The 18,584-nt window shown below is 70.0% G+C and carries 18 protein-coding genes and 1 other RNA gene; 9 read left to right on the top strand and 10 right to left on the bottom strand.

From position 1 onward, the window contains the following. Positions 1–99: 99 nt before the first annotated feature. Positions 100–678: a type 1 glutamine amidotransferase domain-containing protein gene (locus AAHG09_RS10860; protein ID WP_342107110.1), complete on the top strand. Its 579-nt coding sequence runs from the start codon at positions 100–102 to the stop codon at positions 676–678. A 106-nt stretch (positions 679–784) separates the two neighbouring features. On the opposite strand, the gene AAHG09_RS10855 is transcribed toward AAHG09_RS10860, so the two are convergent. Next, positions 785–2,446, bottom strand: coding sequence for a calcineurin-like phosphoesterase family protein (locus AAHG09_RS10855; protein WP_342107107.1), 1,662 nt, complete (start codon positions 2,444–2,446; stop codon positions 785–787). Positions 2,447–2,626: 180 nt separating this feature from the next. Next, a complete protein-coding gene (locus AAHG09_RS10850) occupies positions 2,627–3,925 on the bottom strand; it encodes a L,D-transpeptidase family protein (RefSeq protein ID WP_342107105.1) in 1,299 nt (432 codons plus the stop codon). Positions 3,926–4,156: 231 nt separating this feature from the next. Between AAHG09_RS10850 and AAHG09_RS10845 the strand changes: the two genes are divergently transcribed. The 5 genes from AAHG09_RS10845 (at position 4,157) to rcdA (ending at position 8,956) form a co-directional block, all read left to right on the top strand. Then, entirely contained in the window at positions 4,157–4,543 is a 387-nt protein-coding gene (locus AAHG09_RS10845; protein WP_342107104.1) for a hypothetical protein, read from the top strand. A 42-nt stretch (positions 4,544–4,585) separates the two neighbouring features. Further along, positions 4,586–5,539 carry a DUF1775 domain-containing protein gene (locus AAHG09_RS10840; protein ID WP_342107103.1) on the top strand — a complete coding sequence of 318 codons (954 nt, stop codon included), beginning with the start codon at positions 4,586–4,588 and terminating at the stop codon, positions 5,537–5,539. 48 nt (positions 5,540–5,587) lie between these two features. After that, complete coding sequence (locus tag AAHG09_RS10835; RefSeq protein WP_342107101.1) at positions 5,588–6,007, top strand: DUF2946 family protein; 420 nt, start codon at positions 5,588–5,590, stop codon at positions 6,005–6,007. 42 nt (positions 6,008–6,049) lie between these two features. Next, complete coding sequence (locus tag AAHG09_RS10830) at positions 6,050–8,182, top strand: TonB-dependent receptor family protein (protein ID WP_342107099.1); 2,133 nt, start codon at positions 6,050–6,052, stop codon at positions 8,180–8,182. Positions 8,183–8,425: 243 nt separating this feature from the next. After that, on the top strand, positions 8,426–8,956 hold the full coding sequence (gene rcdA, locus AAHG09_RS10825; protein WP_342107097.1) for a protease adaptor protein RcdA: 531 nt from the start codon (positions 8,426–8,428) through the stop codon (positions 8,954–8,956). A 109-nt stretch (positions 8,957–9,065) separates the two neighbouring features. Here the strand turns inward: rcdA and AAHG09_RS10820 are convergent, their stop codons facing one another. Together AAHG09_RS10820 and rpmE are read right to left on the bottom strand one after the other, a co-directional pair. Continuing rightward, the gene (locus AAHG09_RS10820; protein WP_342107095.1) at positions 9,066–9,320 is read right to left on the bottom strand and encodes a type 2 periplasmic-binding domain-containing protein; all 255 of its coding nucleotides are present in this window, start codon (positions 9,318–9,320) and stop codon (positions 9,066–9,068) included. Positions 9,321–9,437: 117 nt separating this feature from the next. Beyond that, positions 9,438–9,686 (bottom strand): 50S ribosomal protein L31, encoded by a 249-nt coding sequence (gene rpmE / locus AAHG09_RS10815; protein WP_007565880.1) that lies wholly within the window; start codon positions 9,684–9,686, stop codon positions 9,438–9,440. Positions 9,687–9,927: 241 nt separating this feature from the next. On the opposite strand from rpmE, the gene AAHG09_RS10810 reads away from it, so the two are divergent. Continuing rightward, positions 9,928–11,772: an ABC transporter transmembrane domain-containing protein gene (locus tag AAHG09_RS10810; RefSeq protein ID WP_342107093.1), complete on the top strand. Its 1,845-nt coding sequence runs from the start codon at positions 9,928–9,930 to the stop codon at positions 11,770–11,772. Between the two features lie 27 nt (positions 11,773–11,799). Next, positions 11,800–12,291 carry a GNAT family N-acetyltransferase gene (locus AAHG09_RS10805; RefSeq protein WP_342107091.1) on the top strand — a complete coding sequence of 164 codons (492 nt, stop codon included), beginning with the start codon at positions 11,800–11,802 and terminating at the stop codon, positions 12,289–12,291. On the opposite strand, the gene AAHG09_RS10800 is transcribed toward AAHG09_RS10805, so the two are convergent. From AAHG09_RS10800 to ssrS, 5 genes are all read right to left on the bottom strand, one after another. Then, positions 12,278–13,291 (bottom strand): peptidoglycan -binding protein, encoded by a 1,014-nt coding sequence (locus AAHG09_RS10800; RefSeq protein ID WP_342107090.1) that lies wholly within the window; start codon positions 13,289–13,291, stop codon positions 12,278–12,280. The genes AAHG09_RS10805 and AAHG09_RS10800 overlap by 14 nt on opposite strands. After that, complete coding sequence (locus AAHG09_RS10795) at positions 13,291–14,274, bottom strand: MotA/TolQ/ExbB proton channel family protein (protein ID WP_342107088.1); 984 nt, start codon at positions 14,272–14,274, stop codon at positions 13,291–13,293. Before AAHG09_RS10795 ends, AAHG09_RS10800 begins: the two co-directional genes overlap by 1 nt. Positions 14,275–14,442: 168 nt before the next feature. Beyond that, complete coding sequence (locus tag AAHG09_RS10790; protein ID WP_342107087.1) at positions 14,443–15,261, bottom strand: TIGR00282 family metallophosphoesterase; 819 nt, start codon at positions 15,259–15,261, stop codon at positions 14,443–14,445. A gap of 3 nt (positions 15,262–15,264) precedes the next feature. After that, positions 15,265–15,870 (bottom strand): 5-formyltetrahydrofolate cyclo-ligase, encoded by a 606-nt coding sequence (locus tag AAHG09_RS10785; RefSeq protein ID WP_342107086.1) that lies wholly within the window; start codon positions 15,868–15,870, stop codon positions 15,265–15,267. Then, positions 15,860–16,016, bottom strand: a non-coding RNA gene (ssrS, locus tag AAHG09_RS10780) — 6S RNA. Before ssrS ends, AAHG09_RS10785 begins: the two co-directional genes overlap by 11 nt. Positions 16,017–16,385: 369 nt before the next feature. Here ssrS and AAHG09_RS10775 point away from each other — a divergent pair. After that, entirely contained in the window at positions 16,386–16,832 is a 447-nt protein-coding gene (locus tag AAHG09_RS10775) for a nucleoside deaminase (protein ID WP_342107084.1), read from the top strand. A 106-nt stretch (positions 16,833–16,938) separates the two neighbouring features. Here AAHG09_RS10775 and AAHG09_RS10770 read toward each other — a convergent pair whose 3' ends face one another. Beyond that, complete coding sequence (locus AAHG09_RS10770; protein ID WP_342107082.1) at positions 16,939–18,489, bottom strand: glucosamine inositolphosphorylceramide transferase family protein; 1,551 nt, start codon at positions 18,487–18,489, stop codon at positions 16,939–16,941. Positions 18,490–18,584 lie beyond the last annotated feature (95 nt).

The raw sequence follows: 18,584 nt of genomic DNA, 5'->3' as shown, positions 1-18,584 counted from the left end.
GATCTGCGTTTGCCGCAGGGTAGGCCCATTCGGATCCCCGGGAACAGGCCGCCGGGCGCTTGGTTGATCGGGCCAACCCCGATCAGCAGGAGGCTATCCATGCCCGACATCCGCCAAGCCAAGATCCTGATCCTCGCCACCGACGGGTTCGAGGAGAGCGAACTGACCGTTCCGCAATCCAAGCTGTCCCAGGCCGGCGCCACCGTGACGGTCGCCGCCCCGCAATCGCGCCAGAGCAAGGGCACGATCCGGGGCTGGGACAAGACCGACTGGGGGAAGGACGTCTCGGTCGATACCGATCTGGAGCAGGTCGATCCGTCCGCCTACGACGCGCTGGTCCTGCCGGGCGGCCAGATCAACCCCGACAAGCTCCGCCTCGAGCCGAAGGCCCTCGAGGTGATCAAGACCTTCTTGACCTCGGGCAAGGTGGTCGCCGCGATCTGCCACGCACCTTGGCTGCTCATCGAGGCCGGCGCGGCCAAGGGCCGCGATCTCACCTCGTTCAGCTCGATCCGCACCGACGTGGTCAATGCCGGCGGCCGCTGGCACGACAAGGAGGTGGTGACCGACCAGGGCATCGTGACGAGCCGCAATCCGAATGACCTCGACGCCTTCTGCGCGAAGATCGTCGAGGAGATCCAGGAAGGCGGCCACGGCACGCGGCAGTTGGCGGCCTGAGGCAGCTCAATCGGCGTGGGCCGAGAACGCACCTTCTCCTCTCCCCGTATGTGGGGAGAGGCCCGCAGGGACCTTCTCGTGCCTGCGGGAAGCGGAGGCGGAGGGATTATCCGCGCCCGCGCTCGCCGAGGATCTCCAGCACGGTGCAGCTCCGGATCGGGCGCCCGTACTCGTCGGTCCCCTCCACGGTGACGCGGTGGGCTCCCGGCGAGAGGTCGTCGGGCAGCCGTGCTGTCCAGATATGGGTGGAGGGCGTGGCCTGCACCCAGCTCTTCTTCGTCTCGGGATAGCGGGCGAAGAGTTCCGCGACGAACGGATCGGTTCGCCGGGTCCGGGTCATGGCCTGCGCCGGCCGCTCGCCGATCCGGAACGCCAGATTGGTCCGCGGGCCGCCGTCGAACACGTTCACCACGAGGGTCGTGTCGGCGAGCGCGTCCTGCGGAACCGGCGGACGGAGGCCCTGCACCGGCCGGGTGAGGCGGATCACCTCGACGGCACCGCCCCGCGCCTCGCTCTCGAACAGGAGGCGCATGGTCTCGTCCGGCTGGCCTTGCGCCGGGACGTAGCGCGTCGTGTAGTCGGTCCCGCGCACCGACAGGACGTGGAAGCCGTTCGGCGTCCCGTCGCGGCTGTCGGCCGACGGGATGCCGGTGCGCGTGTCGGGCCCGCTCCACCACGAGCCGGAGACGGCCGTCAACACGTGATGGTGGTGTCCTTCGGCCGGATAATGGTGCTCGGTGGTGTGGGTGTGGCCGGCCAGGCTCAGCACCTTGCGCCCCGCCAGCAGGTCGAGGAGCGCCGCACGGTCGGTGGTGATGCCGTGGGGATCGTCCGGCGTCGTGTCGGTGACGAGCGGAATGTGCATGGCGAGGACGATCAGGTCGTCCCGCGGGATCTCGGCGAGCAGGTTGCGCAGGAAGGTCAGGCTGCGTTCGCCGATCCGGCCCCGGTAGGTGTTGGCGCCCACCGGCACGGGCGGCCCCAGCCACTCGACATTGTCGAGCATCACGAACCACGCCCGCCCGTGGCGGAACGCGTAGGTCGGCGCGCCGAAGACCCGCTTCCAGGTCTCGCGGCTGTAGCGGGCATCGGGAGCCTGCATGTTGAGGTCGTGATTGCCCGGCAGGCTGTACCAGGGCAGCCCGATCCGCCCGACGATCCGGTTCGACCGGCCGTAGAGCGAGAGATCGTCGAACAGCACGTCGCCCATGGTCATGCCGAAGGCGGCCGGGATCGCCATGGCACGGGCGACCGCGGTGTCGCGCACGTGGTCGAGCTCGAACCGGCTCTCGGGCTGCGGATCGGTGAACAGGACGACGTCAAAATCCGCGGGCTCGTCGACCCGGGTCAGGGTGAAGTCGATCGCGGCCGGCAGGGGACCGGTCGGCGCGACGCCGCGGTAGCGCAGGCCCAGGCTGGCCGGCGTGCCGTCCGGCTGGTGGATGTAGGAGTGGCGCGGCACGTTGTCGGCGTCCCGCGGCAGGGCGTAGCCCGGCGGCTTGATCACGAAGACCGCCCCGTCGCCGGGTATCGGCAGGCGGTAGCGCCCCTGGTCGTCGGTGCGCGCGATCTCGCGCCCGTTGGAGACCAGCACGCCGGGCAATGGGGCGCGATCCACGCCGGTGACGTCGGTGGCGTAGACGATCCCGGTCGCCTCCGCAGTGCCCTGCGCCTCGGCACGGCCGCCCGCGAGGCTGAGCCCCGCGAGGCCCGCCATGGTCTCCCGGCGGGTGAGGCGTCCGCTGCCGGATACGGGTTCACGCGACATCGGGACTCCTCGTCTGCAACTGCGTCCGGATGCCGACGCGGCGGCCTTCGCGGCATAGGTTCAGAGGGCCAAGCAGACGCGCTTGACCGGCGGATGACAGATCCCGCCCCCAAACGCGCGAGGCCCGCATCTCGGCGGAGATGCGGGCCTCGGATAGACCGGATTCAACCGGACGGTCGATTACTCTTCGTCGCCGGGCTCGAAGCTCTGCGGCAGCGGCTCGGCGCTGGCGACCGGGGTCGGGGCGCCGATGGTCGAGGGGACGTTGACGCCATCGCGCTTGTAGATGTCGTCGCGGAACTGGACGATGCCGTCCGGGGTCGACCACGCGGTGATGTAGGTCCAGTAGACCGGCACCGGCTGGGCAATATTGGCGTCGACGCGCTTGCCGCTCTCGATCGCCTCCTCGACCTTCTGGCGATCCCAGCCGGGCGTGTCCTTCAGGAGCCACGTGATGTACTCGCGCACGTTCTGCACGCGCACGCAGCCCGAGGAGATGAAGCGGAAGTCGTCGCCGAACACGCCCTTGGTGTTCGTGTCGTGCATGAACACGCCGTAGGGGTTCGGGATGTTGATGCGCACGATGCCCATCGAGTTGAAGTCGGCGCCCGAATCCTGCCGGTAGGTGTAGCGGGTGCCCTCGTCCGAGAACCAGTTCACCGATTTCGGCGAGACTTCCTGACCGTTCGAGAGGATGCGGATCCGGTTGTCGGTGAGGTAGTTCGGATCCTTCTGCATCTTCGGGATCAGGTCCTTCTTCACGATGGAAGCCGGGACCGTCCAGGTCGGGTTGAAGTTGATCTGCGTCGCCTTGGTGTTCATGATCGGCGACTGGCGGTCGATCTTGCCGACGCCCGCGGCGTGCAGCGTGACGACTTGGCCGTTCTCGACCGTCTCGACCAGAGCGGCCGGGATGTTGGTGATCACGAAGCGGCGGCCGAGATCGCCCGAATAGGAGCGCAGGCGCACCACGTTGGTCTCGAGCTGGCGCAGGCGCACCTCGGCCGGCACGTTCATGGCCTGCTGGGTGGCGAGGCTCATCGTGCCGGTCTGGCTCAGGCCGTGGCGGGCCTGGAAGCGCTTCACGCCGGCCGCGACGTAGGAATCGTACACGCCCGAGCTGCCGGCCGCCGAGTCGAGATCGCCGGTGACGATCAGGCGCTGGCGCACGGCGGCCACGGCCGGGCCGCGCGAGCCGATCCGCAGGTGCTCGGCACCCGAGACCTGCTTCCAGCCGCCGCGGGTGACGATGTCCTTGTAGCGCTCGACCATCTGCTCGGTCGCCGCCACGGTCTGGGGCGAGAGGATCGGCACGGTCTCGCGCCGCACCTGCATGGCGGCGGGGGAGGCGTAGTCCTGCGCCCATTCGGCCTGGGCGTAGTTGCCCTGATCGCGGGCTTCTGCGGTGCCGATCCCCAGGGCGCCGAGGGCGGCGACGCTCAGGAGGGTGGTGAACCGGTTATGTGCCGTCATGCGCATCGGTCGCTGGCTCTGGTCCGGAAACTGTTCGGATCGTGGCGGGAGAGGTTGATCTCGGCCGCCACGCTGTCGGGTTGTGGCTTAAGACTCCCTATCGAAGGGGCCGGAATATGGCGTCGCGGTGCGCCAGCGCACGCAGCATCCGGGTGCGGCACCCTGGCAACAGCCACGGGCGCCCGGGTGTGGCAGGGATACCATAGCGGTCCGGATCGGACAGCGGACGGGCGCAGCATGGACCGGGCTCCGGCCAGATCGAGACGAGACCACGGCCAGCCCGCGGCGCCCCTGCGCGCCGTGATCGCCGTGCTGGCGCTCTACGCCTTCGTGCTGCAGGCCTTCCTGGGCGGGCTGATGCCGATCCCGGCCGGTGCGAACGGCCTCTGCGCGCAGCATGCGGCCACCGATCCGGCGCCGGACGGGATTCCGCCGCACGACCACGGCGATTGCTGCAAGGCCGCGCAGGCGACCGGCACCGTGATTCCACCCCGCGCCGCACCCATCGGCATCGCGTGGACGCCCGAAGATCGGGGCGGGACCGCCTTCGGCGGCGTCGGCCAGATCGGAGCCCGCGCCCCGCCCGACCGCAGCGCGTCACCGCGCGGTCCCCCATCCGCTTGAGCGATCGTTTCCCGACGACTCCCTCAGAACGGATGCATTCCCATGAAGACTCTCGTTTCGGCCGTCATCGGCCTCGGCCTCGTTGCGTCGTCGGCGCAGGCCCACGCGGTGCTGGAGCGCAAGCAGGCGAGCCCCGGCTCGACCTATCGCGGTGTCGTTCAGATCATGCACGGCTGCGACGGCAAGCCGACCACTCAGGTGCGCGTCAGCATCCCGGAGGGGCTGATCGGCGCCAAGCCGATGCCGAAAGCCGGCTGGACCCTGGCGATGACCCGTGGCGCCTATGCCAGGACCTACGCCACCCATCACGGCACCGCCTCGGAGGGCGTGACGTCGATCACGTGGAGCGGCGGCTCCCTGCCGGACGACGAGGTCGACGAATTCACCTTCCTGGCGCAGGTGGCCGACACGTTCGAGCCCGGCGCGACGGTCTACGTGCCGGTGCAGCAGGATTGCACGGAGGGCAGCCATTCGTGGTCCGACATCCCGAAGCCCGGGCAGGACGCGCATGACCTGAAGGCGGCGGCGCCCGCCTTCCGGATCGTTCAGGTCGCTCAGGCGGCCCCGGCGAAGGCGGCCTCCGTCAAGGCCGGCGACCTGACCATCGAGACGCCGTGGCTGCGCGCCACGCCGAACGGCGCCAAGGTGGCGGGCGGCTACGTGCGCATCACCAACACCGGCGGCACGCCGGACGTGCTGACCGGGGCCGCCGTGCCGTTCGCCAAGTCAGGCGACATCCATTCCATGACGATGGAGGACGGCGTCATGAAGATGGCGCCGGTTTCCGGCGGCCTGACCATCAAGCCCGGCGAGACCGTCGAGCTGAAGCCCGGCGGCTACCACCTGATGTTCGAGGGCCTGACCGGCGCACCGAAAGCCGGCGAGACCGTCTCGGGGACGCTGACCTTCCAGAAGGCCGGCACCGTTCCGGTGACCTTCTCGGTCGCGCCGATCGGGGCCTCCGCCCCCGGCGGTCAGCACCAGCACCAGCACTAGCGGCCGGACAGGAGCCGCGCACCGAGAACGAACGGTCACGAGCGCCCGATGGCGTGCGCCCGACCCCACGACACCCGGATCGGACCTCCGGGGCGTCGCCCCCGGCTGAGCCGGTCCGGGCGCCGCCTGCTGGCGTTCCTCGTCCTGTACGCCCTGGCGCTCCAGAGCGTCCTCGGCGGCCTTGCGATGGCCGCCGCGGCGGGGTCGGACCATGTCCTGTGCCTGGCCGGCGGCCCCATCGACGGGTCTGGGCCGGACGACCCGCATCACCCGGCCCACGCACCGATGGCGTGCTGCATCGCGTGCCACGTCGCCGCCCCGGCCGCCCTCCCCGCCCCCGCGCCGGCCGAAGCCCTGCCGACCCTCTACCCGATCGCGCTCATCCGGGTGCGGCCGGCACGCACCGCCCTTCCGCGGGCGCCCCCCGAGGCGGGACCCCGCGCCCGGGCCCCGCCCCCCGTCGTCTGATCCGATCGCCCCTCCCCGATCCTCGGACACGGACACGACCTCATGCCCCGCCTCTCATGGGCCGGCCGCCGCGCCGCCCTGTCGCTCTTCGCCTGCGCGACACCATCGGCCGCCCTGGCCCAGGACCCCGCCGTCACCCTCCCGGAACTCAGCGTGATCGGCAGCGCCACGCCCACCGGGCCGCTCCCGGGTGAGGCGCGCGGTTCGCTCTCGGTCCCGAGCGTCGACCACCAGCGCGCGACGCTCTACCAGACCGTCGGCTCGGTCGCCTTCGTGGACGCCGCGACCCTCCAGGACCGCTACGCCAACACGATCCGCGACGTGCTCAAGGATGTGCCGGGCGTCTACGTGCAGGAGCGCTACGGCCAGGAGATCCGCCTGTCGGTGCGGGGCTCGGGCATCGCCCGCGGCTACCACCTGCGCGGGCTCGAGATCCTGCAGGACGGCATCCCGTTCAACCTCGCGGACGGGAGCGGCGACTTCTACCAGATCGACCCGCTCGCCCTGCGCGCGGTCGAGGTCTACAAGGGCGGCAACGCCCTCACCTTCGGGGCGACGACGCTCGGCGGCGCGATCAACTTCGTCACGCCGACCGCCTACACGGCGCTGGCGCCCAACATCCTGCGCATCGACGGCGGCAGCTTCGGCACGATCCGCGAGCAGGCGCAGATGTCCCGCATCGACGGGCCGCTCGACGTGCTGGTCAACGCCACGCTGACCAATTCGGACGGCTTCCGCGCCCACGAGGCGCAGGCGACCAAGAATTTCAACGCCAATATCGGCTACCGGATCGCGCCCGATATCGAGACGCGCTTCTATCTCGGCACCTATCTCACCGACCAGAAGCTGCCGGGCAGCCTGACCCTCGGCCAGAGCCTCAATACGCCGACGCTCGCCAATCCCACCGCGATCACCGGCAACCAGTCGCGCAAGGTCGAGACCGAGCGGATCGCCAACCGCACCTCGTTCCTGCTCGATGTCGGCCAGCTCGACGTGGACACCTGGGCGATCCACAAGAGCCTCTATCACCCGATCTTCCAGGCGATCGATCAGGACGGCTGGACATACGGGATCAGCCCGCACTGGACCGGGACCTTCGACCTTGGCGGCTTTCGCGACGACGTGGTGCTCGGCCTGCGCGCCTTCGCGGGCCAGAATTCGGCGCTGCAATTCGTCAACATCCGCGGTCAGCGGGGCGCCCAGACGCTGAATGCGCTGCAGAGCGCGTCAAACTACGAGGCCTATGGCGAGAACCGGTTCTGGTTCCTGCCGGACGTGGCGCTGATGACCGGCGCCAAGGCGTTCTCGTCGAACCGGACCTACAGCGACAAGGGCGGCCTGCCGGGGGATCTCACGCCGCGCTTCGCCACCCTGACCTATGCCGGCATCAACCCGAAGATCGGCCTGCTCTGGCAGCCGCTCCCCACGGTGCAGATCTACGGCGACGTGACCCGGTCCCGGGATGTGCCCGATTTCGGGGACCTCGTGCAGCAGAACCTCCTGAACACCACCTTCGTGCCGCTGCGGGCGCAGCGCGCCTGGACCTACGAGGCGGGTGCCCGCGGCCGGATCGACCGCCTCGCCTTCGACGTGACGCTCTACCGGTCGGATCTGCGCGACGAGTTCATCAACTTCTCCACAAATCCCGGCCTCAACATCCCGGCCGCGACCTTCAACACGCCGCGCTCGATCCATCAGGGCGTCGAAGCGGCCGTGACCCTCGACCTTGCCAACGATCTCATAGGCCGCGGCGACGCCCTGAGCGTGACGCAGATCTGGACCCACAACGACTTTCGGTTCGTGCGCGACCCGGTCTTCGGCAACGGCCGCATCGCCGGCATCCCCACGGACGTGCTGCGCACGGTCCTGAACTATCGCCACCCGAGCGGCTTCCACATCGCTCCGGCGGTGGACTGGGTGCCGGAGGGCGCCTTTGCCGATCACGCCAACACCCTGCGGGTGCCGGGCTACGCGCTGCTGGGCATCGAGGCCGGGATCGACTTTGCGGACGGCGTCGCCCTGTTCGTGGATGCCCGCAACCTCACCAACGCGCGTTACGTCTCCGACATCGCCGTGGTGGCGAACGCTCGGACATCCGGGGGCGCGGCGGGCTTGGCGGCGTTCTACCCGGGCAGCGGGCGCAGTCTCTTCGCCGGCCTGCGCGCCGCATTCTGAGCGCTGGCATTGATCGGGAGACCGCTTATCTTGAGATCTGCAGCCGCATCGATCGCGTCGTGATCGCAACCGGTGCGACGCTCATGGTTGGATGTGCCCTCCGGCCTATCGTTAAGATTAAGGAAGGATGAACCCTGATCTTGGGTCCCATCGGCGCTAGGATTGCAGCGTCGTCGGACAGCTTGGGACGAGGCGTCCCATTTCCAGACGGACAGGGCCGTCGGACGGCACGGGAGAGGCAGGATGAACGGCTTCGATGTCACGTTCCGGGACGATCAGGATTGGGTCGATTTCGGCAAGTCCTACGTCAATTCGGAAGCCTTCAAGTCCCTGTTCCGCGAGGGCATGAAGCTCGTCGAGGAGACGGCCGCCTATCTCGACGGCGAGGGGCGCGACGAATCACGCCTCATCTCCCGCGACGCGACGTTGAGCTACGCGGCCGAGAGCATGCGGCTGACGACGCTGCTGATGCAGGTCGCCTCCTGGCTGCTGGTGCAGCGCGCGGTCTCCGAGGGCGAGATGACGCCGGCCGAGGCCCTGCTCGAGAAGCACCGGGTGAAGCTCGCCGCGAGCGAGCCGCCGAAGGCGCAGGATTTCAACCTGCTGCCCGTCCGCCTCCAGCAGCTGATCATGCGGGCGCGGCGACTGCACAGCCGCATCCTTCACCTGGATGTGCTGATCACCGAGGATCGGCCCACGCCCGCCCCGGTGGAGAGCCCGGTCGCCGCCCAGCATGGCCTGCTGCGCACGGCGTTCCGCTTGAGCGAGGGCTGAATCCGCCGCGCTCGGATCCGGCCCTCAGAGCGGCAGGATCTCCTAACCGCTGCGCCGTGAGCAACCGGCGCGCGGCGTCGTTCTGGATGGCGCAAACCAGCCGCGGCACTCAGGCGGCGTTCCGATCCGCCTCAGGGACCACGATGATGGTGTCGTCGGGACTGGCGCGCTTCGGACGCGCTCGATCCCGCGAGACCGTGAGGATCCTGGAGCCCCGCACCGCGATCGGGTTGTCGAGGACAGGCCGGTAGGCGTTGGCGTCGCGATCGCCGGCCGCCAGGGTCTCGTTCACCAGCCGGCAATTCGAGCCGACCAGCAGCACGATATCGAGCCCGTCCGGGCGGGCGATGGCCGGAGGCGGCACCGCCGACGGGAGCGGGCGCCCACGTGCTCGCCAAGCTTCCATAGAAAACGGGCGGCCTCCCGAGGAAGCCGCCCGCTCTGATACGGATCGCACCCAAGGGTGCGGCGTTCGATCGACTCAGCGCTTGCCGAGGTTGCCGAAGCGCGAGTTGAAGCGCGAGACGCGGCCCGCCCGATCGAGCATCTTCTGCTCGCCGCCGGTCCAGGCCGGGTGGGTGAGCGGATCGATGTCGAGATTGAGGGTGTCGCCCTCCTTGCCGTAGGTCGAACGGGTCCGGTACTCGGTGCCGTCCGTCATCACGACCTTGATGAAGTGGTAGTCGGGGTGCTCTGTCCCCTTGGCCTTCGCGGCCGCGTCCTTCGCCATGACCTGGGTCCCTGATCTGGCACGCCGGCGGGAAGCGCAGGAGGCGCTGCCCGGCCCGGAATGCGGAAGATGTCACCGGTTGCACCGAACCGTGGGTTCGTGCAACGGCACGTACGAGCCGACCGTGGTGGCGGCCCGCGGCCATTGAACACGCGCAATCGGATGAGCGGCGGCCTATACCGCAGGCTCGGCCTGGTCACAAGCGCCGCGGACCGGGAGCGTAACGAATACGAGAGGCGTAATGGCCCGTAGACCGAAGGTGGCCGTTGAGGGGCGGCCGAAAGCTCCGCTGAGCGCGCTCCGGCCGCTGCTCCCATTCGCGCTGCGCTATCGCGGCCGGATCGTCGGCGGGCTCATCGCCCTCGCCTGCGCGTCGGCCTCGACGCTGGTGGTGCCCATCGCGATGCGCCGGGTGATCGACCACGGCTTCACGGCCGACGGCTCCGGCGTGATCGACGCCTATTTCCTCGCCCTGCTCGGGGTGGTGGCGGCCTTCGCGCTGTCGAGCGCGGGCCGGGTCTACACCGTCGTGACGCTCGGCGAGCGCGTGGTGGCGGATCTGCGGGCGGCCGTGTTCGCCCGGCTCACGATCCTCGACCCGGCCTTCTTCGACCGGGCCCAATCGGGCGAGATCGTCTCGCGGCTCACCGCGGACGCGACGCAGATCAAGTCGGCCTTCGGGGTCTCGGTCTCGATCCTGCTGCGCAACCTGTTCCTGTTCGTGGGCGCCACCGCCATGATGGTGGTCACGAGCCCGCGGCTCTCCGTGATGGTGCTGGCCGCGATTCCCGTCATCGTGTTCCCGCTGATCCTGTCGGGCCGCGGCGTGCGCCGGCGGTCCCGCGCCGCCCAGGACCGGCTGGCCGAGGCCTCGGCCTACGCCGCCGAGGCGGTCGGGGCCGTGCGGACCATGCAGGCCTTCGGGCGGTCCGGCAGCACGGCCGCCCGCTTCGCAAGGGCGTCCGAGGAGGCCTACGGCGCCGCCCGCGACTCGATCCGGGCGCGGGCGCTGCTCACCGGCGTCGCCATCTTCCTGATCTCCGCCTCCGTGGTCGGGGTGATGTGGTACGGCGCGCAAGGCGTGCTCACCCACACGATGACGGGCGGCGAACTCTCGCAATTCGTTCTCTACGCGGTGTTCGGCGCTGGGGCCCTCGGCCAGCTCTCGGAGGTCTACGGCGACCTCGCCATGTCGGCGGGCGCCGCCGAGCGGCTCACCGAGATCCTGGCCGCCGAGCCCGCGATCCGCGCGCCGGTGCCGGCCCTTCCCCTGCCCGAACCGGCCCAGGGCGCCGTGGCGTTCGAGGCGGTGCGTTTCGCCTATCCGACCCGGCCCGGCCACACCGCCCTCGACGGCCTGAGCTTCGCGGCCGCCCCCGGCGAGCGGATCGCCATCGTGGGTCCGTCCGGGGCCGGCAAGTCGACCGTGTTCCAGCTCCTACTGCGCTTCTACGATCCGCAGGGCGGCCGGATCCTGGTCGACGGCTTCGACATCACGAAGGTCGATCCCGACGTGCTTCGGCACCGGATCGCCCTGGTTCCTCAGGATCCGGTCGTGTTCTCCGGCACCGTCACCGAGAACATCCGCTACGGCCGTCCCGAAGCCGACGAGGCGGCGATCCGGCGGGCCGCCGAGCTCGCCCACGCCCACGGCTTCATCACCGCCCTGCCCCAGGGTTACGACACGCAGGTCGGCGAGCGCGGCGTGACGCTGTCGGGCGGACAGCGGCAGCGGATCGCCATCGCCCGGGCGATCCTCAAGGACGCGCCGATCCTGCTCCTCGACGAGGCGACCTCGGCGCTCGACGCCGAATCCGAGCGCGCCGTCCAGGCCGCCCTCGACACCCTGATGCGGGGGCGCACCACCCTGGTCATCGCCCACCGGCTGGCCACGATCCGCGCGGCGGACCGGATCCTGGTGCTCGACGACGGCCGCATCGTCGAGACCGGGACCCACGAGAGCCTGCTCGCCCAGGGTGCGCTCTACGCGCAGCTCGCGAACCTGCAGTTCACGGATGCCCTCGACGAAACCGCTCGGGGCAAGGAGCCCCGGACCCGGGGCGAGCGGTTGCCGGCGGCCGAGTAAGCCAAGCCTTCGGGAGGGCGCGCGACGATGCTGACCTGCGTCGCGGCGACGCCCGACCATATTCCCGCCATCCAGCGGCTCGAACGCGGCGAGGGGTTTGCTGGCCTGGTCGGCCGATGGTCGGCCGAGGAGCATGCCAGGGAGATGGATGGGGGCTCCGAGTACCGCCTCCTGCTGGAGGCCGGCACACCCGCGGGCTTCGCGCTCCTGCAGACGGCCGTCCTGGCGGATGCCTGTATCCTGCTGCGGCGCATCGCGGTGGCGGAACCCGGGCGCGGTCTCGGCAGCGCGCTGCTGCGCGAGACACTTCGCCACGGCTTCACCACCCGGGACGCACACCGCATCGAGCTGATGGTCTATGTCGACAACGCCCGCGCCCGAGCGGCCTACGCCAAGGCGGGCTTTCGCGAGGACGGCATCCTGCGCGAGATCCGCCGGACCGCCGAGGGCGGCTTCCGGTCGATGGTCCTGATGTCGATCCTCCGCCCCGAATGGGACGCGGCCGCTACCGCTCGGTGAGCTTCATCTCGATCCGACGATTGCGGGCATAGGCCTCCTCGGTGGTGCCGGCATCGAGAGGCTGGAACTCGCCGAAGGCGCCGGCGAGGAGGTGTTGCGGCGGGATGCCCTTGCCGGCGAGGTACTGTACCACCGCGATGGCGCGGGCGGCCGAGAGCGCCCAGTTCGACGGGAACTGCGCGGTGCTGATCGGCCGCGCATCGGTGTGGCCGTCGACCCGCAGCACCCAGGGTAGATCGGCCGGGATCTGCTTGGCGAGGTCCGAGATCGCCCCGGCGATCCGGTCAAGTTCCGGCCCGGCTTCGGGCTTCAGGGTTGCCGATCCAGCCGGGAACAGCACCTCCGATTGCAGCACGAACCGATCACCGACCACGCGGATGTCGGGGCGGTTGCCGAGGATCTGGCGCAGCCGCCCGAAGAAGTCGGAGCGGTAGCGTGCCAGTTCCTGGACCTTCTGCGCCAGGGCGACGTTCAGCCGGCTGCCGAGCTCGGCGATGCGGGCCTGGGATTCCCGATCGCGGCTCTCGGAGGCCGACAGCGCGTCCTCCAGGGCGGCGAGCTGGCGGCGCATGGCGCTGATCTGCTCGTTCAGCAGATCGATCTGGGACAGCGCCCTTTTGGTCGCGCCGCGCTCGGCCTCCAACTGCTTGTCGAGGGCGCCCGCGGCCCCCTGGCTGACGGTGGCGGCCTCGGCCTGGGTCTTGGCCTGATCGCGTTCGGCCTCCACGCCGGCGAGCGTCGTGCGCAAGTTGCGGACCTCATCCTCCTGCGTGCGGCGATTCGAGCGCTCCAAGGCCAGGAGATCGGTGAGGTCGGCGATCTGGCGGTTGAGCTTGATGAGCGTCTCGTCCCGCCCGGTCAGCTCCTGCGACAGGAAGAACTGCCCCACCACGAACACCGTCAGCAGGAACACGACCGCGAGCAGCAGCGTCGCCAGCGCGTCGACGTAGCCCGGCCAGACGTTGAGGGTGCGCCGGGACCGCGCCGCCGTGGACGCCATCAGACCCGCTCCCGGCCAAGCCGGTCGAGCACCTGTTTCAGTTCACGCTCGCGGCTCGCCTGGGCCTCGACCCAGTCGCGGATCATCTGCTGCTCGGCGCGCATGTGCTGCACGAGGCCTTGGATGCCCTCGGCGAGGTTGGTCATGGCGAGGGTCGCGGCGCGGCTGCCGCCGCCCTCGGCCACCAGCGCGGTGAGGCGATCGATCGCCTCCTTCAAGTCCTGCGTGCCGGCTCCCCCCGCCCGGACCGGCACGGCCGCCGTCTCGGCGGCGGTGGCGGTCTCGCCGGACATCAGCCAGTCCTGCAATTCGTTGTGGAAACGCGCATGGGCTTGGCCGGCCTGCAGCTCCAGGAAGCCGGTGATCAGCGACGAGGCGAGGCCGAACAGCGATGCCGAGAAGGCCAGACCGATTCCCGACAGCGGCACGGCGAGGCCCGATTTCAGCTCGTCGAACATCACCCCGGCATCGCCGCCGCCGCGCATGCCCTTGATCACGCCGCCCACCGCCGAGAGCGTGTCGATCAGGCCCCAGAAGGTGCCGAGCAGGCCGAGCAGGATCAGGATACCGGCGATGTAGCGCAGGATCTCGCGCCCCTCGTCGAGGCGGGCCGCGATCGTGTCGAGGTAGCCGGCGGTCCCCGGCAGGGTCACGCCCCCGGCGCGGGCGGCGACCATCGGTGCCATCGGCGCCAGGAGGGCTGGCGGGCGCTTGGCCTTCGCGCCGCGCGCCGCCGCGTTGACGTAGGCGACCTCGCGGAACAGGCGAATGACCTGCCCGAAGGCGATCACCACCGCGATCAGCAGGACGCCGAGGATGAGTCCGTTCAGACCCGGATTGGCCAGGAAGGCCGGCGTGATCTGCTTGAACAGGATGAAGGCGAGGAAGCCGACGAGGATGAGGAAGACGACCATGCGCCCGAGATAGATTCCGGGCCGGGCCAACGGCCCCTCGGTGTTCTCGCCGGTATCGCGGGCGGCCATCGGTCGCTCTAGCCTGATCTCAAACGATGCGGCCGCCGGCGGCGTCCGTCCTGCTCACTGTGGAGGCACGGCCGGACGCGATCAAGTCGCGCACAGGACGCAGTCGCGTCATGGCGTGAACGGGTCGTGACCCGCGGCCCTCTGCTTGGGGCGCCATCGGGACCAATCCTAATCCCAGAACTGCGGCGCGCTCGCCTCCAGATGCGGCCCCAGGCGGAGGGCCGCCACCCGGGTGGCGAGCCCCCGCGCGTCGATCTCGACCGCGATGCCGCTCAGCGTGCCCTCGCCGGTGGCGACCTCCCAGCGGGAGCCCGGCGTCTTCTGGATCATCCGGCGGATCGGCTCGTCCTTCTGCATGCCGATCACCGAGTCGTAATCGCCGCACATGCCGGCATCCGACATGTAGGCGGTGCCCCCGGGCAGAATCCGGTGATCGGCCGTCGGCGTATGGGTGTGGGTCCCGACCACGAGGCTCGCCCGGCCGTCGAGGTAGTGGCCGAAGGCCTGCTTCTCGCTGGTCGCCTCGGCGTGAACATCCACCACCACGGCGTCGGCGGCGGCCCCCAGGGGGCAGGCCATGAGTTCCCGCTCGACCGCCGCAAAGGGGTCGTCCATCGCGTCGAGGAAGACCCGGCCCATCACGTTGACCACGAGGACGCGGGCGCCCCCTTGCGTCTCCACCACCGTGGCGCCCCGTCCGGGGGTGCCGGGCGGGTAATTGGCCGGGCGCACCAGGCGCGGCTGCCGGGCGATGAAGACCAGCGCCTCGCGCTGATCGAAACTGTGGTTGCCGAGCGTCACCGCGTCGGCGCCGGCCTGGATCAGCTCGTCGCAGATCGACTCGGAGATGCCAAAGCCGCCGGCCGCGTTCTCGCCGTTCACCACCACGCAGTCGAGCCGCCAGCGTTCCCGCAGGCGGGGCAGGTGATCGCAGACCACGGAGCGGCCCGAGCGGCCGACGACATCGCCGAGGAAAAGCAGACGCATCGGTCAGGCCGTCCTGTCGAAGCGGATCAGGCCCGCCTCGGTGATCACGCAATCGAGGGGTCGGTCGTGCGGCTCGGCCGGCACGTGGTCCACCGCCTGCACGGCGAAGCCGATGCCGACGGTGAACAGCGGGCGGCTGCGGGACAGGCGCTCGATCGCGCCGTCATAGTAGCCGCGCCCGTAGCCGATCCGCTGGCCGGTCCGGTCGAAGGCGGCGAGGGGCACGATCAGCGCGTCGGGCTCCACGGGCGGCAGGGACGGGTCGGGCTCGCTCAGGCCGAAGCTGCCGGCGATCAGCGTGTCCCCGGCGCGCCACTCCCGGAACACGAGTCCGTCCTGGGTGACATGCGGCAGGGCGACGGCCTGGCCGCGGGCCAGCAGTCCCTCGGCGGCCGGGCGGGGATCGACCTCGCTGCGGATCGGCCAGAAGGCCCCGACGAGACGGGCCTTCATGAGTTCGGGGAGGGTGAGGAGCGAACGGGCGATCGCCGCCGAAGCGGTTGTCCGCGCGTCCATTCCGAGCGCGTCACGGGCCGCCAGGGCCGCACGGCGCAACGCCTGTTTGCGCGCCGCGTCGGTCGTATCGGAAGAAGGCGAGTGCGGAGCCACGTGAGCCGTTGGAGGATCGATCCCGGGAAACCTACAGCGTAGGTGGGCGCCGTGTTGGCCAGGTCCAGGGACGAGGCCAGGGACAGCTCCCGAGGGAGTCGATAAGGCCCCGGGGATAGTGCTCCTGACGAACTCTGCAGCCCCGCCGTCACCATGTAGCGACTTCGAAGCGATCTCGCCAGGGCTCTACGCCCTCGAAAATCATCCGCCGCGGACCGGCACGACCGCCGGGGCCGATACGCGGCACGCGCGTCTGCGCGACACCGGCACAATCGACATCCGGCCACACGAGTGCCGACACAAGACATTCACCGGAAAATCCGGATTGGGTTGCGTATCTTTCACACGCGTGGCGTAGTCACCTCCGGCTTGATTGTACCGAATCAAGCCAGTTTCGTCGGCGATGTCAATCTTCAATGTCGGGTAACGCGAAGACTTGCACGCATCATGATGGAACTGTTCTTACGGGATCTATCGTACATCGGCGTGATTTTCTAACGGCCGCCACGATGACGATGGCGGCGACCGCGGGACTGTCGGTCGGCCCGGCCGCAGCTGAGACGCAGGTCCCCCAGGTGAAGGCCACCGAGGCGGACCGTCGCGCCATGAGCGAGGCGATCACGCTGATGCGGAAGGCGGGGGTCGTCGATAAGAGCGGCGGACCGTTCGGCGCGGTCGTCATGCGGGGCGACGAAATCCTGGCCGCCTCCGGCAACAGCGTTCTGAAGGACAACGATCCGTCGGCCCATGCCGAGGTCAACGCCATCCGGATCGCCTGCAGGAAGGTCGAGGCGCCCAGCCTGAAGGGCGCGACCATGTATACGAGCTGCGAGCCCTGCCCCATGTGCTATTCGACCGCCTACTGGGCGCGGCTCGACAAGATCTATTTCGCCGCTTCCTGGAGCGACTACGCCGATCTTTTCGACGATCAGAACATCGGCGAAGATCTCAAGCTCCCCTAAGCGTCCCGGCGCGCCCCGATTTCCCAGATGTTGCGTTCGGAAGCCCAGACGGTGTGGAACGAGTATCGCAAGCTGCCGCAGAAGACGCGCTACTGACCGACGTCCCTCACGGCGTTGCCCGCTCCGGGCCGGCTCGGTGCGCGCGGCCGATGAACGACCTGTAGCGCGGGGCACGCCCGGCCCCGTCGATGCACTCGATCCCGCCGCCCGCGTTCAGGGTATGCAGCCGATTGCCGGGCCAGGCGGGGCCCGGCTCGATCCGGCCGATCACGGTCTGGGCGTATCCCTCCCGGTCGAGGCGGTCGATCCGGGCGAGCATCAGGGCGCGGCCGTAGCCCGTGGCGCAATCCTGGATCGGGCGGATCAGCCGGCCGCCCCGGGCCACGATCCGGCCCGCCGGCCGCGCGAGCGACGGATCGACCAGCACGGGGTTGGCCGGGTGCGGCGTGTAGGGGCCGCGAAAATCGGGCGCCGACCAGAGGTGGAGCGCGTCGTGGAAGGAGCCCGCCCCGGCCGGTGCGTCGAGCCCGGCATCGCGCACCGTGGCGAAGATCCACCAGCGGCCGTGGTGCTCGACCAGGGTCGCGTCGCTCGCCACCACACCGGAGAGGAGCGTCGCCTCCTTGACCCATCCGCCGGGGAAGCGCGTGGCGCGGTAGAGATCGACGGTGCCGGCGGCGGAACTCTCCGGCACCATCCAGACGGAGCCCTCCCGCTCGAAGACGAACGGGTAGGAGAGATGATGCGCCTCCTCCAGCACCGGCACGGGCGGGCCCTCGGGCCCATCCGGCCCGAAGCGCACCGCCGAGATGATCGCCTTGCCGGTGGCGTGCGGATAATCCTCCACGAAAAGATGCGTCTGCCCCGCGACGGCGATCGGAAAGGGATCGGCATAAAAGCGCCGGCCGTCATCGGGCAGGACAGTCCAGCCGGTCTCGGGGTGGCGCTTCAGATCGATGAGATCCGGCCCGACGAGGGGGCGCCAGCCGCAGCGCCAATGCGGGGCGTTGTAGCAGAGGCGGTACAGGCGGTGGATCGAGGCAGCGGCGAGCATGCGCCCGGCCCGCGCCCCGAGGCGCCGAACCGTCAGGGTCGTCCGATGCTCCAGCGGTGCGCGTCCGACGCCCCCAGCCCCGCCACGTCCGGCGATCCGGTCGCGCAGGGCCGCGGCGATCAGCGTGATCGTTCGGGCAAGGGCGTCCTCGAAACACGCCAGCACGATCCCGGGCCGGTCGGCGCCGAGGCGACCGGCGGCGCGGATCACGCCGTTCTCCACGAGGGTGAGATGTGGCACAGCGCCCGCCAGCAGGCTCGCCAGCAGCGCGTCCGCGCCGGACCGGCCGTCATAGGCGAGGTGCCACGTGCCGGGGCCGGACGGGACATCGCCACAGAGATCGAGGACGATGTCCGGTCGGGTGCCGGGCTGGCGCCAGCGCGCGAGTTCGGCGCCAAGAATCGGCACCGTTCCGAGGCGGGGCAGCCGATGAACGAGCGCTTCGAGCCGAAACAGCAGATCGGCCGTATGCGGCCACGTCCCGGGCCCCGGCGCGTCGTCGATGCTGACCGTAGCGACGCCTGGACTATCGCCGATTCGCCGCAACAGGGCCGCGTGCCAGCGCAGCGGCTTGGCACCGTCGAGACGAACGCGCACATGCATCGGTCAGGACATCCCCATTCAGCGCGGTCCTGTGTCGCTCAGCGGACCGCTCCGGCCCAATTCCCAACCGTAACGGGAGTGATCATACGGTAAAC

This window comes from Methylobacterium guangdongense, assembly GCF_038442355.1.
Lineage (GTDB): Bacteria > Pseudomonadota > Alphaproteobacteria > Rhizobiales > Beijerinckiaceae > Methylobacterium > Methylobacterium guangdongense.
This window is presented reverse-complemented; position numbering and strand designations above follow the sequence as displayed.

Excerpts from the sequence above, each read along its gene's own strand:
- AAHG09_RS10860 (WP_342107110.1), top strand. The coding sequence starts at position 100 with ATGCCCGACATCCGCCAAGCCAAGATCCTGATCCTCGCCACCGACGGG.
- AAHG09_RS10855 (WP_342107107.1), bottom strand. The coding sequence starts at position 2,446 with ATGTCGCGTGAACCCGTATCCGGCAGCGGACGCCTCACCCGCCGGGAG.
- AAHG09_RS10850 (WP_342107105.1), bottom strand. The coding sequence starts at position 3,925 with ATGCGCATGACGGCACATAACCGGTTCACCACCCTCCTGAGCGTCGCC.
- AAHG09_RS10845 (WP_342107104.1), top strand. The coding sequence starts at position 4,157 with ATGGACCGGGCTCCGGCCAGATCGAGACGAGACCACGGCCAGCCCGCG.
- AAHG09_RS10840 (WP_342107103.1), top strand. The coding sequence starts at position 4,586 with ATGAAGACTCTCGTTTCGGCCGTCATCGGCCTCGGCCTCGTTGCGTCG.
- AAHG09_RS10835 (WP_342107101.1), top strand. The coding sequence starts at position 5,588 with ATGGCGTGCGCCCGACCCCACGACACCCGGATCGGACCTCCGGGGCGT.
- AAHG09_RS10830 (WP_342107099.1), top strand. The coding sequence starts at position 6,050 with ATGCCCCGCCTCTCATGGGCCGGCCGCCGCGCCGCCCTGTCGCTCTTC.
- rcdA (WP_342107097.1), top strand. The coding sequence starts at position 8,426 with ATGAACGGCTTCGATGTCACGTTCCGGGACGATCAGGATTGGGTCGAT.
- rpmE (WP_007565880.1), bottom strand. The coding sequence starts at position 9,686 with ATGGCGAAGGACGCGGCCGCGAAGGCCAAGGGGACAGAGCACCCCGAC.
- AAHG09_RS10810 (WP_342107093.1), top strand. The coding sequence starts at position 9,928 with ATGGCCCGTAGACCGAAGGTGGCCGTTGAGGGGCGGCCGAAAGCTCCG.
- AAHG09_RS10805 (WP_342107091.1), top strand. The coding sequence starts at position 11,800 with ATGCTGACCTGCGTCGCGGCGACGCCCGACCATATTCCCGCCATCCAG.
- AAHG09_RS10800 (WP_342107090.1), bottom strand. The coding sequence starts at position 13,291 with ATGGCGTCCACGGCGGCGCGGTCCCGGCGCACCCTCAACGTCTGGCCG.
- AAHG09_RS10795 (WP_342107088.1), bottom strand. The coding sequence starts at position 14,274 with ATGGCCGCCCGCGATACCGGCGAGAACACCGAGGGGCCGTTGGCCCGG.
- AAHG09_RS10790 (WP_342107087.1), bottom strand. The coding sequence starts at position 15,261 with ATGCGTCTGCTTTTCCTCGGCGATGTCGTCGGCCGCTCGGGCCGCTCC.
- AAHG09_RS10775 (WP_342107084.1), top strand. The coding sequence starts at position 16,386 with ATGGCGGCGACCGCGGGACTGTCGGTCGGCCCGGCCGCAGCTGAGACG.
- AAHG09_RS10770 (WP_342107082.1), bottom strand. The coding sequence starts at position 18,489 with ATGCATGTGCGCGTTCGTCTCGACGGTGCCAAGCCGCTGCGCTGGCAC.